The organism is Thermaerobacillus caldiproteolyticus (assembly GCF_015326725.1).
Taxonomy (GTDB): Bacteria; Bacillota; Bacilli; order Bacillales; family Anoxybacillaceae; genus Thermaerobacillus; species Thermaerobacillus caldiproteolyticus.
The window spans coordinates 431,540-445,174 of record NZ_CP064060.1 but is presented as its reverse complement, the minus strand read 5'-3'; the positions used below and the strand labels follow the sequence as shown (position 1 = coordinate 445,174).

The 13,635-nt window shown below is 43.3% G+C and carries 14 protein-coding genes; 3 read left to right on the top strand and 11 right to left on the bottom strand.

Annotated features, from left to right (window positions below; translation table 11 throughout):
- Positions 1-74: 74 nt before the first annotated feature.
- Positions 75-1,598 carry an MDR family MFS transporter gene (locus tag ISX45_RS02380; protein ID WP_220129401.1) on the top strand — a complete coding sequence of 508 codons (1,524 nt, stop codon included), beginning with the start codon at positions 75-77 and terminating at the stop codon, positions 1,596-1,598.
- A gap of 126 nt (positions 1,599-1,724) precedes the next feature.
- Here the strand turns inward: ISX45_RS02380 and ISX45_RS02375 are convergent, their stop codons facing one another.
- Both ISX45_RS02375 and corA read right to left on the bottom strand, forming a co-directional pair.
- Entirely contained in the window at positions 1,725-2,282 is a 558-nt protein-coding gene (locus ISX45_RS02375; protein WP_228485610.1) for a TIGR00725 family protein, read from the bottom strand.
- A 79-nt stretch (positions 2,283-2,361) separates the two neighbouring features.
- Positions 2,362-3,327 (bottom strand): magnesium/cobalt transporter CorA, encoded by a 966-nt coding sequence (gene corA / locus ISX45_RS02370; RefSeq protein WP_181555112.1) that lies wholly within the window; start codon positions 3,325-3,327, stop codon positions 2,362-2,364.
- A gap of 202 nt (positions 3,328-3,529) precedes the next feature.
- On the opposite strand from corA, the gene ISX45_RS02365 reads away from it, so the two are divergent.
- Together ISX45_RS02365 and ISX45_RS02360 are read left to right on the top strand one after the other, a co-directional pair.
- A complete protein-coding gene (locus ISX45_RS02365) occupies positions 3,530-3,760 on the top strand; it encodes an IDEAL domain-containing protein (protein ID WP_194519902.1) in 231 nt (76 codons plus the stop codon).
- A 182-nt stretch (positions 3,761-3,942) separates the two neighbouring features.
- Positions 3,943-5,094 (top strand): aminotransferase A, encoded by a 1,152-nt coding sequence (locus tag ISX45_RS02360; protein WP_194519901.1) that lies wholly within the window; start codon positions 3,943-3,945, stop codon positions 5,092-5,094.
- A 208-nt stretch (positions 5,095-5,302) separates the two neighbouring features.
- On the opposite strand, the gene ISX45_RS02355 is transcribed toward ISX45_RS02360, so the two are convergent.
- The 9 genes from ISX45_RS02355 to ISX45_RS02320 all read right to left on the bottom strand — a co-directional run bounded on the left by ISX45_RS02355 (position 5,303) and on the right by ISX45_RS02320 (position 13,595).
- Positions 5,303-6,286 (bottom strand): quinone oxidoreductase family protein, encoded by a 984-nt coding sequence (locus ISX45_RS02355; protein WP_194519900.1) that lies wholly within the window; start codon positions 6,284-6,286, stop codon positions 5,303-5,305.
- A 264-nt stretch (positions 6,287-6,550) separates the two neighbouring features.
- Complete coding sequence (locus ISX45_RS19845; protein WP_267240196.1) at positions 6,551-6,676, bottom strand: hypothetical protein; 126 nt, start codon at positions 6,674-6,676, stop codon at positions 6,551-6,553.
- A gap of 605 nt (positions 6,677-7,281) precedes the next feature.
- Positions 7,282-8,049: a 2-phosphosulfolactate phosphatase gene (locus tag ISX45_RS02350; protein ID WP_194519899.1), complete on the bottom strand. Its 768-nt coding sequence runs from the start codon at positions 8,047-8,049 to the stop codon at positions 7,282-7,284.
- A 9-nt stretch (positions 8,050-8,058) separates the two neighbouring features.
- Positions 8,059-9,114 (bottom strand): phosphotransferase family protein, encoded by a 1,056-nt coding sequence (locus tag ISX45_RS02345; protein WP_194519898.1) that lies wholly within the window; start codon positions 9,112-9,114, stop codon positions 8,059-8,061.
- Between the two features lie 19 nt (positions 9,115-9,133).
- On the bottom strand, positions 9,134-10,012 hold the full coding sequence (locus tag ISX45_RS02340) for a 3-hydroxyacyl-CoA dehydrogenase family protein (RefSeq protein ID WP_181555119.1): 879 nt from the start codon (positions 10,010-10,012) through the stop codon (positions 9,134-9,136).
- 130 nt (positions 10,013-10,142) lie between these two features.
- Positions 10,143-10,493, bottom strand: coding sequence for a hypothetical protein (locus ISX45_RS02335; protein ID WP_323744657.1), 351 nt, complete (start codon positions 10,491-10,493; stop codon positions 10,143-10,145).
- 94 nt (positions 10,494-10,587) lie between these two features.
- Positions 10,588-11,364, bottom strand: a complete 777-nt coding sequence (locus ISX45_RS02330; RefSeq protein WP_181555120.1) for an SDR family oxidoreductase — start codon at positions 11,362-11,364, stop codon at positions 10,588-10,590.
- A 16-nt stretch (positions 11,365-11,380) separates the two neighbouring features.
- Positions 11,381-12,589, bottom strand: coding sequence for an acyl-CoA dehydrogenase (locus tag ISX45_RS02325; RefSeq protein WP_194519897.1), 1,209 nt, complete (start codon positions 12,587-12,589; stop codon positions 11,381-11,383).
- A 139-nt stretch (positions 12,590-12,728) separates the two neighbouring features.
- Positions 12,729-13,595: an NAD(P)-dependent oxidoreductase gene (locus ISX45_RS02320; protein ID WP_194519896.1), complete on the bottom strand. Its 867-nt coding sequence runs from the start codon at positions 13,593-13,595 to the stop codon at positions 12,729-12,731.
- Between the last annotated feature and the right edge of the window lie 40 nt (positions 13,596-13,635).

Genomic DNA, 13,635 nt, shown 5'->3' with positions numbered 1-13,635 from the left:
ATTTTTTTCTTGTCACTTTAAAACAGTTGATTATAATAAATTTATCAATGATATGAATGAAAAGAGGGAAACAGATGAAAATAGGGGAAAAAGAAAGTAAACGTGGCTTTGTTGTCGCGGGCTTGCTGCTCGGCATTTTAATGGCCTCCATGGACAATACAATCGTCGCTACGGCGATGGGAACGATTGTTTCTGAGCTCGGCGGCCTTGATCAATTTATTTGGGTGACATCTGCCTATATGATCGCGAGCGTCGCCGGTATGCCAATTTTCGGGAAGCTTTCCGATATGTATGGCCGGAAACTGTTTTATGTCTCCGGTTTGACGTTATTTTTAGTCGGCTCGATTCTTTGCGGGCTTGCGCAAAATATGGTGCAGTTAAGCATTTTCCGGGCCATTCAAGGGCTTGGTAGCGGCGCATTAATGCCGATAGCTTTTACGATTATGTTTGATACGTTTCCACCGGAACAGCGCGGCAAAATGTCTGGATTATTCGGTGCTGTTTTCGGGATTTCTAGCGTATTCGGACCGCTTTTAGGCGCTTACATTACCGACTATATTGACTGGCGCTGGATATTTTATGTCAACGTCCCACTCGGACTTTTATCACTTCTTTTTGTCGTGAAGTTTTATTTTGAATCGCTTGAACACCGCGAACAAAAAATTGACTGGTGGGGAGCAATTTTGCTTGTCTCCTCTGTTCTTTGCCTTATGTTCGCCCTTGAGTTCGGCGGCAAAGAATACGCATGGAATTCAGCAACAATTATTGGATTATTCAGCGGGTTCGTTGTACTGCTCGCTCTGTTTTTATGGGTAGAAACAAAAGCAGAAGAACCGATCATTCCATTTCATTTATTTAAAAAACGCTTGTTTTCTACTGCGCAAGGAATTGGTTTTTTGTATGGAGCGACCTTCATTCTTGGAACGATTTTTATTCCCATTTTTGTCCAAGGAGTATATGGCGGTTCTGCAACAAACTCTGGGTTAATTTTAACACCGATGATGCTTGGTTCTGTCGTCGGTAGTCAAATCGGCGGGCGATTTGCAGTAAAAACTTCTTATCGCAATTTAATGATTATCTCAGGTTTTTTATTGTTCATCGGCATTTATTTATTAAGCACACTATCCGCTGATACAGCGCGCTCGCTAGTGACTGTCTATATGGTAATTACGGGAATTGGTGTTGGGTTCTCCTTCCCATTGTTAAGCATGGCCGCTGTTCATGGCATTGATATGCGCCAGCGTGGTACTGCCAACTCAACAAACACATTCTTTCGCTCGATTGGCATGACGCTAGGTGTGACGGTTTATGGCACGATTCAAAACCATCTATTGATGGATAAGTTAAAAAAAGCGCTGCCGATGATGAAACAATTCAATCCGTCTGGCGATACACGCGTGCTTCTTTCTAAAGAAGCGCGTGCCCATATCCCACCTGAAGCTTTGCAAAAGATCACCCATGCATTAGCCGACTCGATCGCGACGATGTTCACATGGGCCATCATCCCAGTCGTCATTTCGATTATCCTTATATTCATGATGGGGCCGGCGCGCTTAACAGACCAATTCTCTGCTCAAGCGAAAGAAAAGCACTCATAAAAATTGAAAGTCTCCGTTTGAGCTATAACTCCCTGCCTGTAAACAGAGTGTAGATTGGAGACCTTCTCGGAAAAATGTGAAAAGAGGGCAGCCCTTTCTTTTTCAGGGCTGCCCTCTTGGCTACTGTTAATCACCGATTCGACCGGTGTTTCTCTCTTCGTTTAGCGGCTCTTCTATTCGCTTGAATGCTAGTTCCACAGCAACTTTCGCCGAATCGCAAAACGCGATTTCAACAGTGCGGCGCTCGTCTAAATAGCCGCCTTCATAAGCGACTTCTTTCATTTTTGTCGCCCATCCACCAGTTGTTTCAATGATGACAACGGGCTTTTTATTCATATATGCTGCTGACAATTCTCCGAGTGTCCCGTTGCCGCCGCGAATCATAATCAACGCATCAGACGAATGGACAAGAACAAGGCTCCGAAAATCAAAATGGAGTCCGGTTGTAATCGGCACATCTAAATAGTCGTTGGCAACATCGGTAGAATCTCCTGCCAAAATACCAATGACGAGCCCCCCGGCTTCTTTCGCTCCTTTAGAAGCCGCTTCCATGACACCGCTTCCGCCGCCCGTTAACAAAACGGCGTTTCGTCTCGCAATTTCTGCCCCTACTTCTTCGGCAATTTTTCTTACTTCACTAGGAATTTCCCCCGATTGTCCAATGACCGCAATTCGTTTCATCATATCTTCTCCTCAATTTGCTTTTTCCTTATTTATACTCTCTTTATTCCGTAATCAGAAGTACAATCTTTTAGCGATCTTTTCAATCATTGCCTTTATGAAAGCGAAACCAACCGTTTCGTTTAAACCAAAAATACATCGCAGTCGCAATGAACGCCATAACTCCAAGTACAGCAAAATACCCGTATTTCCAATGTAATTCAGGCATGTAATCAAAATTCATTCCATAAATCCCGACAATGAATGTCAGCGGCATGAAAATCGTTGTAATGACTGTTAGCGTCATCATAATCGTATTCATTCGATTCGAGTTTAATGATAAATAACTATCGCGAATATCAGACGTAATTTCCCGATTCGCTTCAATCATTTCGACGAGCTTAAGAAGATGGTCATAAATATCATGAAAATAAAGCTGTCGTTCTCTCATTCGTTGCAATCGTTCAGAATAAATAATCCGATATAATAAATCGCGCATTGGAACAATGGTTCTTCGTAGTTTCGATAAATCACCGCGAATGTCGAATACTTTCTCAATGATTTCTTGAATCGTCTCATTTTTCGTGTTTTCCTCTAGCTCATTTAATACATCTTCAATATGGTAAATCGGTGGAAAATAATCGTCAACAAGCTTATCTAAAATATGATACATGATATGAAGAGGTCCGATTTTAAAATCTTCCTCCGTTTTTAAACGCGTCCATACTTGATTAATCCCTCTTATCGTTTGCTTATGAAACGAGACAATAAAATTTTGCCCGACAAATAAATCGACCTCTTCTGCTTCCAACGTCTTTTGCTCGATCGCATGCAAGACGACAAATAAATAGCGGTCATAAAAATCGAGTTTTGGACGCTGTACGTATTCTAAACAGTCTTCAATGGCCAGCGGATGAAAATGAAAAAAATCAGCTAGCAACTTTACCTCTTCATCCGTTGGCTCATGAAAATCGACCCAGTACCAAGAAACATCTGGGCTTTTTACAGACTGAAGAGGTACATCATAAATGACGTTAAAATCTTTTGTCACCACACATGTTCGTATCATACAAATCCCCTTTTAACAAATTCACTCTCTTTACATATCATAACCGAAATGTGTTACATCCCCAAATAAAATAAGTAACAATATGTCTTTTTTGAAAAAATTACTACGTTTGAACTTATCAAAATTTTCTTTACATTTTCTCTAAAAACGACGATAATATAAAAAAGGGAACCTTTCGTTTCCGAATAAGGGGGAATCACACATGTACGAAAAACAATATCCTCACGAAGGCATTATGATTTTTGGGAAAACGGATGAAAAAAATCATTATGGTTCGCTTGCGGAGAAGATTCTCGAACAAGCGATTTTCCATTATCAAAAACGCAAACTTATGGAAAAAATCGATGAAGCGCTCGTCACACGAAATAAGCAGCTCTTTTTAGAACTGTCAGCACAATATAATGAATTGTTAAAAAATACGGAGCATAAATGAGGAGTTAACGACGAATGATAGAATGCGAAGCCTCGGAGCAATATAGCCAATGGACAACAGATTAGGTGAGCCACTTTCTTCATACAAAAGAAGAAGTAGGCTCACCTTTTATATTTTCGTGACAATTGGGCGAACCGTGATAAAATATTGTAAAGATACCATCATGGAAGGATGAATAATTCGTGGAACATCTCATTCACTCACGTGTCAAAGACATTGAAATATCTGGAATCCGCAAATTTTTTAATATGGTGTCTCACCACCCTAATCTTATTTCTTTAACGATTGGCCAACCAGATTTCCCTACCCCGGAACATGTGAAAGAAGCAGGGATAGAAGCGATTTCCAACAATTTCACGACATATACCCATAACGCTGGATTTCTCGAGCTGCGCCAAGCGGCTTGCGATTTTGTCCGCGAGAAATATAGCTTGGACTATAGTGAAGAGGAAGTCATTGTCACTGTAGGAGCAAGCCAAGCGCTCGATATCGCGTTTCGCACGATTTTAGAAGAAGGAGTAGAAGTAATTTTACCGGGGCCGGTGTATCCAGGATATGAGCCGCTTATTCGCATGTGCGGTGCAAAACCGGTGTATGTTGACACGCGCGGCAATGGATTTCGTCTCTCTGCGGACCTCGTTGCTCCTTATATCAATGAGCGAACTCGCTGCATCGTGCTACCATATCCATCAAATCCAACGGGAGCAACACTATCGGAACAGGAACTTCTTGAATTCGCTCACTTACTGAAAGATCGACCAATTTGGATTTTATCAGACGAAATCTATAGCGAGCTCGTTTACTCGGGACGTCATTATTCCATCGCTAAATGGCTTCGCAATCAGACGATTGTCATTAACGGACTGAGCAAATCGCATTCGATGACAGGATGGCGTATCGGGTTTGTGTTTGCTCCTTCGTTTTTAATGAAACACATGTTGAAAGTGCATCAATATAGCGTGTCGTGTACGTCTTCGATCTCACAGAAAGCTGCATTCACCGCCTTAACGGCTGGAAAAGATGATGCAGAAGAAATGCGGAAGCAATATAAAGAACGAATGGAATACACCTATGATCGGCTTGTCAATATGGGGCTTCATGTTGAAAAACCGACCGGGGCATTTTATTTATTTCCATCGATAGCTTCATTTGGTCAACCGTCATTTGATTTCGCTCTTAATTTAGTCAACCAAGCAGGTGTCGCCGTCGTTCCCGGCAGTGCTTTTTCCCAATATGGAGAAGGGTACGTCCGCCTTTCATACGCCTATTCGTTCGAAACGTTAAAAGAAGGATTAGATCGACTTGAGCGGTACATATACGAAAAGCAAAAGTAAGCTTAGTCGCAATCAACAAAAGAGGTGAGAACTAGCTATATGCTGGCTTCTCACCTTTGTTCGGATAATAAGAAAATATAAAAATATTAAAAGAGAACAGTCTAACTCTCATGTGTGAAATAACCTTCGTCTTTGAAATGGCAAGCGCTTTTACAGACAAAGAACATTTGGGCTTCGAGAGCTATCCGCAGCGCTTGCGCTTTCTTCATTATGGAACGAGAATGAGTTTTCCGTATGTTTGTCGCGATTGTAATAAACGGTGTACATCGGCTGCTTGGTCAAGCGGATACACGCCGCCAATCGTCAATTGCAATGCCCCTGTTTGTACATATGTCAATAATTCCTGTAAACTTTGTTGATATAATTTGGATTTTCTCATGATTTGCGGTAAAAAGAAACCAATGACTGATAAATTTTTTCCCATCAAAACAGAAGGAGTCATCTTCGTAAACTGTCCGCTTGCGACTCCGTAAACGACAAGACGACCAAACGGCGCTAAACAAGCTAATGTTTGATGGAAAATGTCGCCCCCTGCCATCTCAAGAGCAACGTCGACTCCTTGTCCATTTGTATGGGCAAGAACACCTTCGCTCCATCCTTCTTTCGTATAGTTAATAAGAACATCAGCGCCGAGACGTTTCGCGATTTCCAGTTTTTCCTCTGTGCTTGCAGTAGCGACGACTTTCTCGGCACCGAACAATTTCGCAAGCTGGACAGCGATCGTTCCGACTCCTCCCGCAGCGGCATGAATCAACACCGTCTCCCCTTCTTCCAAGCGTCCCATCGTCTTTAAAATATGGTAAGCGCTCAATCCTTGAAGCGGAAGAGCAACAGCGGTATGAAAATCCATCCCCTCCGGAATCGGAATTACTCCTCGTTCATCTGCAAGCGTATACTCAGCATATCCTGTTGCATCATCGGAACCGAGCAATGTGACAACACGCTGTCCGACTTGAACGGATGTGACGTCCTCTCCGACTTCACGTACAATCCCAGCGACTTCAGCGCCAGGAACAAACGGGAGAGGCGTCGGGATGACATATTTTCCCTCGCGTCGCGCCGTATCCGCATAATTGACGCCGATCGCTTTCACTTCAATTAATACATTTCGCCCCGATGGTTTTGGAGTTTCTATCTCCACGACTTGCAATACTTCCGGTCCGCCGTATTGCATAAATTGGATCGCTTTCATTGTAACTCTCCTTCCAGTATCATTATGAACGAAAAAAGACTGGCCACATTGAGAGATGATCAGAAATACAGCGATTTCGCTCAATCGCTTGTCTGCCGCCCAGCTCATTAAGCCATTCGGATAAAATGATAACCGTGACTTCGGCTCCTTTGTCATGTTGACGATGGGCCATTTGCTATGTTTTTCTACACTAGCTAATACCTCGGTCAATATAAATATATGCGGCGGCTAGCCATTCCTTCTTTCGTTTTCTCTATTTCACGCCTATTCAGCGGCATGTAAATAAGTGACGATGTCAGCTAATTTCATGATCACTTCTTGCTGTCCCAATATATCATTTTTCGTATGCTTCATAAGCGATGCAAAACAGGCAAGCAGCACATTCTGCATCGTACGCACCGCTCTCCGCTCACGTACTAACGGTTCTTACCCCATAAGTAACGGCATCTGTAACTGTTAAACAGCTCGATAAATCATTGGCTCGATCACAATTTCTCCTTTCGTGATCTTTCAAAAGAAAATATAGGAATCCGTAGACGGTTAATGATGAATACGCAAATCTTGGTACATCCGTTCAATGCGCTATTCTTGAATAAATCCCAGCGTCACAACGTAATTGCAGTTCCTCGTCGACAACCGCATCCAACGTTTCGGAGCCGAATACAAATCACGCATTCGCTTGCGTATTTATCTTCCAACAATTGTTTCGACATTACAGCGATTCCGCAGAAAAAATGCGCTCGGCCATGTCCGACACTTTTTCGTCATCGTAGATTCTGCGATGGGCAGCCCGAATTGCCTCCGTTCATTCGTATAACGAAGCTCCAATTCAAGCACATACTTCCACAAAGCCGAGGTTCAATACGTTTCATTGTTCGATATCGAATAAATACAGTTCTACCTCTTTTGTCACAAACTGTATTGCTGTTTCCGATGTCATGCGATGTTCTTATATCAATTTTTCCGGCGTAAAAATATCGTTTGCGCCGTTGCCTTCATAAAGAAAATGACCGCCTCGTCACATCGGTAATCTCTCCTCCCCATTTCGTTTTTTGAAAAAGCGGAATGACGGACGTCGTTCCTTGTTCGCTAATATAATCGATGTCCGACTCAAGTCCATGCGCCATTAGCCATCGTCCGACACCCGCTGATTTTAAAATCGTTCTTCCGCTGCTTGCTGTTCTGTATTGCTGATAAAAAAGAAATGCCGCCGCTGCCGAGTCAGATAAATCATTGAGAGAAATGCCGTTCATCAGCAAACAAGCAATGAAATATCCTGCTCCGTAAAAATCTTCTAAGCAAAATCTGCCTGAAGAACCGGCACATATTGCAACAATCGTTTCTGTTTCGTGATGGCGACAAATATGCCGGGCAAGCGCTTGGCCGTTTAATAGACTTCCAACGTAAAGGTGAGACGCTGCCATCGCTTTACGAATGGCGACCGTTCCATTGGTTGTTGATAACACAATCGTCTTTCCTTCACTAATGTCTTTTAAGGAGAGCGGAGCCGGGGAATGAAAACCACCAATCGTCCTTCCTTCATACTCTCCGACAAGTTCGTAGCTATCGTTTGGAAGCAAGCGCGCGTGCTCTTTTGCTTCCAAGCCGCTCACAGCAGGAATGACTGTTTTTGCCCCAAACGAAAGAGCCGCCGTAATCGTCGATGTCGCTAGTAAAATATCAAACACGACGGCGATTTTACGATTCGCTAATGCCGTTTCGTCAATATCTTCTTTTCGGAATAAGAGATGAACTTTTGCCATACATTCACCTCAACGAAGCGAAAGCTGCCAAGCGTATTGGATGAGCGATTGCACAAATTGGCCGAAGTGGCGGAAGCGTTCATCGTTTGTTTGTCCACGTCGGAATCGGTAATAAATTTGCTGACAAATGACCGCTAGTTTAAAATAAGCAAACGTTAAATAAAAATGAATATGCGACACATCGCGTCCACTTTTTTCAGCGTATGTTTGAATAAACTCATCGCGTGTATAAAATTCCCGAAAAACAGTAACAGGCGGTTTTCCTAATCCATTTTTTAAAAACGGTGGATCGTCATCTTGAATCCAGTAGCTCATCGCTACCGCTACATCTGCAAGCGGGTCGCCCACCGTCGTCATCTCCCAATCGAACAATCCGACAATGTTTGTCACATCATCTTCTGCAAATAAGGCGTTATTTAATTTATAGTCATAGTGGATCACGGTTGCTTCGCTCGTTGCCGGAATATGTTGAATGAGCCATTTCATTAATGCATCCACTTCCTTCAACTCGTCCGTTTTCGCCCGTTCATACCGCTGAATCCAGCCGTGTACTTGCCGCTCCATAAATCCAGCCGGTTTCACCATCTCTGCTAAACGGGTCTTTTTATAATCTAACCGATGCAGTTCAACAAGCGTATCAATCATTGTTTCTGAAATATTTCGACATATTTCTCGTGTCGGATTGATATGGGACGGAAACTCCGTATCTAAGACAATACCTTTTCGCCGCTCCATGAGAAAAAACGGACTTCCAATAACGGACTCATCACCACAAAACAAAAGCGGTTTCGGCGCAAGCGGAAAAAGCGGATGAATCTCTTTTAACCATTCAAACTCCCGTTTCATATCGTGTGCTTTCGGAGCCACCGGGCCGAGCGGCGGCCGCCGCAACACGGCTTCCCATTCACCATTTGACAGCAAATACGTTAAATTCGAATGTCCAGCTGAAAATTGTTGAATACGAAGCGTTCCGTCCGGAAAATCAGGAAGCGCCATTTGTAAAAAGCGCATCAACTTCTCTACGTTCAACTCTTCCCCTTTACGAACTGGGATAATAGACGCCATATGATTTTCTCTCCTTCCATTACGAACGGTTGAGCGGCTGTTTTTCATATACATACCATCCTCTTCCTGTTTTCCGACCAAGATGCCCTTGTTTTACTTTTTCTTCAATACAAGCAAACGGTCTATCTTCCGGATCTCCCGTTTCTGCATACCGCTGCTGCATGACATAATACACGACATCAATTCCTGATAAATCCATTAATTCAAATGGTCCGATCGGATGGTTCAATGCTTTTTTGCAAATCAAATCAATATCTTTAAAATCAGCAATACCCTTCTCATACAGTGCAACCGCTTCTCGCTGAAGCGCTCCTAAAATGCGATTGGCAACAAAACCGGAAATTTCTCTGCGCAACAATACGCCTGTGCGGTTGATTTGTTTGCATACGTCCATTGTAATGTGCGCTGTTTCATCTGACGTTTGCTCACTCATCACTACTTCAATGCAATCCATCACAAGCGGCGGAAAAAAGAAATGCATGTTAATCACTTTATCAGTTCGATTCGTCACATCGGCAATGAGCGAATTGACAATGGTTGAACTGTTTGTCGCTAAAATGGCATGGGCGGGGGCGAACCGATCCAATTGCGCAAATACTTCTCGTTTGACATCTAATTTTTCAACGACCGCTTCAATAACAAAATCGGCCTCTTTTACTGCCTCTTCTAAACTGGTTGTGAATGATAATCGCGAGAAAGCCGCCTCCTTTTTCTCTTCAGTGATTTTGCCTTTATTCACCCATTTGTTCATAATGTCTTCAAGCGTCGCTTTCGCCTTCGTTAACGCATGCTCATGAATATCTTGTAGCTTCGTCGCATAACCGCCTAACGCACATAACATTGCGATTTGATGCCCCATCGAACCAGCTCCGATGACAGCAATCGTTTGAATCGTCATATAAAATCCTCCTTCTTTTTCCTGGATAGTTAGCATGTTGAAAACAAGCTACTTGGTACCGCTTCTTACCAAGTAGCTGCTTTGTTCACTGTTTTTCATTCCTTCTAAAGATTGTTTCGCAACTTCTTTGTCACTCAGTTCGCCGTTGGGATGAAAGCATTGATATCTCTATCTCCAATTTACTGCTCCTAAAATCGGCAGCACGTAAATCGCTGCGAAACTCTCCCATTTGTATTCTTTGTTCAATGAACGCTTGCAGTTCGTAGCGAAATTGGTCGCGTTTTTCACAATATCCTGTAAAAACCTCTTGCTTATCGCGAAAGAAAATGCACGCTTGTCTTTCCTGTTTCTTGATGCTATGAATGAGCATATACACGATTTCGAACAATTTTTCTTCCGCTGTTTTCGTTTGGTCTTGGATAATTTGTTTTGGTTTCTCTAGCAATCCTTCAATATAGCGAAGATGAATGTCTGTCACCAATTCTTCTTTACTCTTAAATATAGTAGTAAAGCGTCCCTTTTATAATCTCCAAAACATCGATAATATCTTGAATTGAAGCTTTTTTCTTACTCCTTTAACAGTAGGCGTGTGTGCCGCCGTCAACAACAAGTAAAGACCCCGTCACAAAATCGGAAGCGCTTGACGCCAAAAACAACACCGCTCCCTTCAAATCATTTTCGCTTCCAAATCGTTTCAGCGGCGTATTTGCTAAAATTTGCTCGCTCCCGCGTTCAATCACTACCTTTGACATCTTCGTCGGGAAAAATCCAGGAGCAATCGCATTGACGTAAATACCGTATTCCCCCCATTTGACCGCTAAATCTTTTGTAAACGTAATGACTGCACCTTTGCTTGTGTTATAGGCAATCGTATTCATAACGGCTGGATTCGTTCCGCCAAGACCGGCCACGGAAGCAATGTTAATGATTTTTCCGCAGCGCTGTTTCATCATTACTTTCCCAACAGCCTGGCTCATCAAAAATGTTCCAGTTACATTCACATTAATGACTTTTTTCCATGCCTCAAGCGGCATCTCCTCCACTGTTGCTCCCCACGTCGCTCCGCTGTTATTCACTAAAATATCGATTTGTCCAAATTCACGCACTGTTGTTTGAACGACCGCTTCGACATCATCCGGATTCGTGACATCGCATTTTAAAGCAAGAGAGCGAACTCCTAATTGTTCTAGTTTTTCTTTTACTTCTTCACACGCTTCAACCTTTCGTGAACAAACAACGACATTCGCTCCTGCCTCCGCTAGTCCAATTGCAATTTGTTCGCCAAGACCGCGCCCGCCGCCTGTGACGATCGCTGTTTTTCCAGTTAATTTAAACAATTCGAGAACATGCATCAACGATCCTCTCCCTTCATTGATATTTTCGCAGTTCTAGTTTTGCAATTTGTGCTTTGTGCACTTCATCAGGTCCGTCAGCCAGCCGCAGCGTTCTCGCGTTTGCCCAATGTGACGCAAGCGGGAAATCCTCGCTCACCCCGGCAGCGCCAAACGCTTGAATTGCCCTGTCGATAACTTTTAGTGCCACATTCGGAGCGACGACTTTAATCATTGCAATTTCCGTTCTCGCCGCCTTATTTCCAACAGTATCCATCATATAAGCTGCTTTTAATGTCAGTAAGCGCGCTTGCTCAATTTCGATGCGCGATTCGGCAATCCAATCTTGAATGACCCCTTGTTCGGCAAGAGCTTTTCCGAAAGCGACGCGTTTTTGCACGCGCTCGCACATGAGCTCAAGCGCCCGTTCTGCCGCACCAATCAAACGCATGCAGTGGTGGATTCTCCCAGGTCCTAGACGCCCTTGCGCAATCGCGAACCCTTTTCCTTCCTCCCAAATGATATTTTCTTTCGGGACGCGCACATGATCGTACGTAATTTCTGCATGACCGTGTGGCGCGTGATCATAGCCGAACACCGAAAGCATTCGTTCTATTTTCACGCCCGGCGTATCAAGCGGCACAAGAATCATTGATTGTTGTTCATGTTTTGGCGCGTTTGGATTCGTTTTTCCCATCACGATGGCGATTTTGCAGCGCGGATCACCTGCACCGGATGACCACCATTTCCGTCCGGTAATGACATATTCATTACCATCACGGATGATGCTCGCTTGAATGTTTGTCGCATCACTTGACGCCACATCAGGCTCCGTCATTGAGAAACATGAACGGATTTCGCCGTTTAATAACGGCAACAACCACCTTTGTTTTTGCTCCTCCGTGCCGTAACGAACAAGCACTTCCATATTTCCCGTATCGGGAGCGCTGCAGTTAAACACCTCAGGGGCGATCAGAGAGCGCCCCATCATTTCACAAAGCGGCGCATATTCAAAATTTGTCAAACCCGCTCCATATTCGCTGTCAGGTAAAAACAAATTCCATAAGCCTTCTTTTTTTGCTTTTTCCTTTAATTCTTCAATAATCGGCGGGACAGCTGACCAACGTGTTTCCAGCGCATTTAATTGCTGCTCATAGACTTTTTCATTTGGATAAATGTACTGTTCCATGAAAACGCTTAATTTTTTTAACAGTTCCTTCACTTTCTGCGAATACATAAAGTCCATCTATATCCCCCTTATACCGACCGGTTAGTATGTAACGTTACTTTTACTATAGACCCATTTATATAAATATTCAATATTTTTTGATAAATAACTAAAAAAGAAAGACATCTTCTCCGTTAAGATGTCTTTCCAGCATAACTTATTTATTGACATACTTTTTATATAATGCATGCGTGCCGCTATTTTCTTCACCCTCTGCAGCCAATTCTTCATACATCGCTTTGGCTAGGGCAAGCCCCGGCAGATGCAAATTCATTTTTTCCGCTTCGTCTAAGGCGATTTTCATATCTTTAATAAAATGTTTGACGTAAAATCCCGGTGCGAAATTTCCGGAGATCATTCGTGGCGCTAAGTTGCTCAACGACCAGCTTCCGGCTGCTCCTTGAGAAATGCTTTCAAGCACTTTCCACGGATCAAGGCCGGATCGTTTGGCATAAGCCAGCGCTTCACAAACACCGATCATATTCGTCGCAATCGCAATTTGATTGCACATTTTCGTATGCTGCCCAGCCCCCGCTTTTCCTTGAAGAACAATGTTCGTACCTAGCACTTCAAAAATCGGTTTGCATTCGCGAAACGCCTCTTCGTCGCCGCCGACCATAATCGTCAAGCGCCCTTCTTTCGCTCCAATATCCCCGCCGGAAACAGGAGCATCTAACGCAAATACGTTTCGTTCTTTCGCTGCTTTATAGATTTTTTCAGCCAGCGAAGGAGTAGAAGTTGTCATATCAATCAGATATGTACCTTCTCTTGTATTCGCAATTAAGCCGTTCTCACCAAAATAAACTTCCTCTACATCACGAGGATAGCCGACCATCGTAATGACAATATCCGCTTCTTTCGCTAGCGCAGCGACCGTATCTCTCCAAACAGCTCCTTCACTCAATAAATCTTCGGCCTTTTCTTTCGTGCGCGTATACACAATCAGTGGATAACCCGCTTTTAATAAGTTGCGCGCCATGCTTTTCCCCATCACACCAAGGCCAATGAAACCAATTGTTTTCATGGTTGTCCTCCTTATGAACCTGAGTATTTCCTTTTATTGT

Coding starts and splice junctions, on each gene's coding strand:
- ISX45_RS02330 (WP_181555120.1), bottom strand. CDS start 11,364: ATGCATGTTCTCGAATTGTTTAAATTAACTGGAAAAACAGCGATCGTC.
- ISX45_RS02340 (WP_181555119.1), bottom strand. CDS start 10,012: ATGACGATTCAAACGATTGCTGTCATCGGAGCTGGTTCGATGGGGCAT.
- corA (WP_181555112.1), bottom strand. CDS start 3,327: ATGATACGAACATGTGTGGTGACAAAAGATTTTAACGTCATTTATGAT.
- ISX45_RS02325 (WP_194519897.1), bottom strand. CDS start 12,589: ATGGACTTTATGTATTCGCAGAAAGTGAAGGAACTGTTAAAAAAATTA.
- ISX45_RS02350 (WP_194519899.1), bottom strand. CDS start 8,049: ATGGCAAAAGTTCATCTCTTATTCCGAAAAGAAGATATTGACGAAACG.
- ISX45_RS02375 (WP_228485610.1), bottom strand. CDS start 2,282: ATGATGAAACGAATTGCGGTCATTGGACAATCGGGGGAAATTCCTAGT.
- ISX45_RS02355 (WP_194519900.1), bottom strand. CDS start 6,286: ATGAAAGCGATCCAATTTATGCAATACGGCGGACCGGAAGTATTGCAA.
- ISX45_RS02365 (WP_194519902.1), top strand. CDS start 3,530: ATGTACGAAAAACAATATCCTCACGAAGGCATTATGATTTTTGGGAAA.
- ISX45_RS02345 (WP_194519898.1), bottom strand. CDS start 9,114: ATGGCGTCTATTATCCCAGTTCGTAAAGGGGAAGAGTTGAACGTAGAG.
- ISX45_RS02320 (WP_194519896.1), bottom strand. CDS start 13,595: ATGAAAACAATTGGTTTCATTGGCCTTGGTGTGATGGGGAAAAGCATG.
- ISX45_RS02380 (WP_220129401.1), top strand. CDS start 75: ATGAAAATAGGGGAAAAAGAAAGTAAACGTGGCTTTGTTGTCGCGGGC.
- ISX45_RS19845 (WP_267240196.1), bottom strand. CDS start 6,676: ATGCAGAATGTGCTGCTTGCCTGTTTTGCATCGCTTATGAAGCATACG.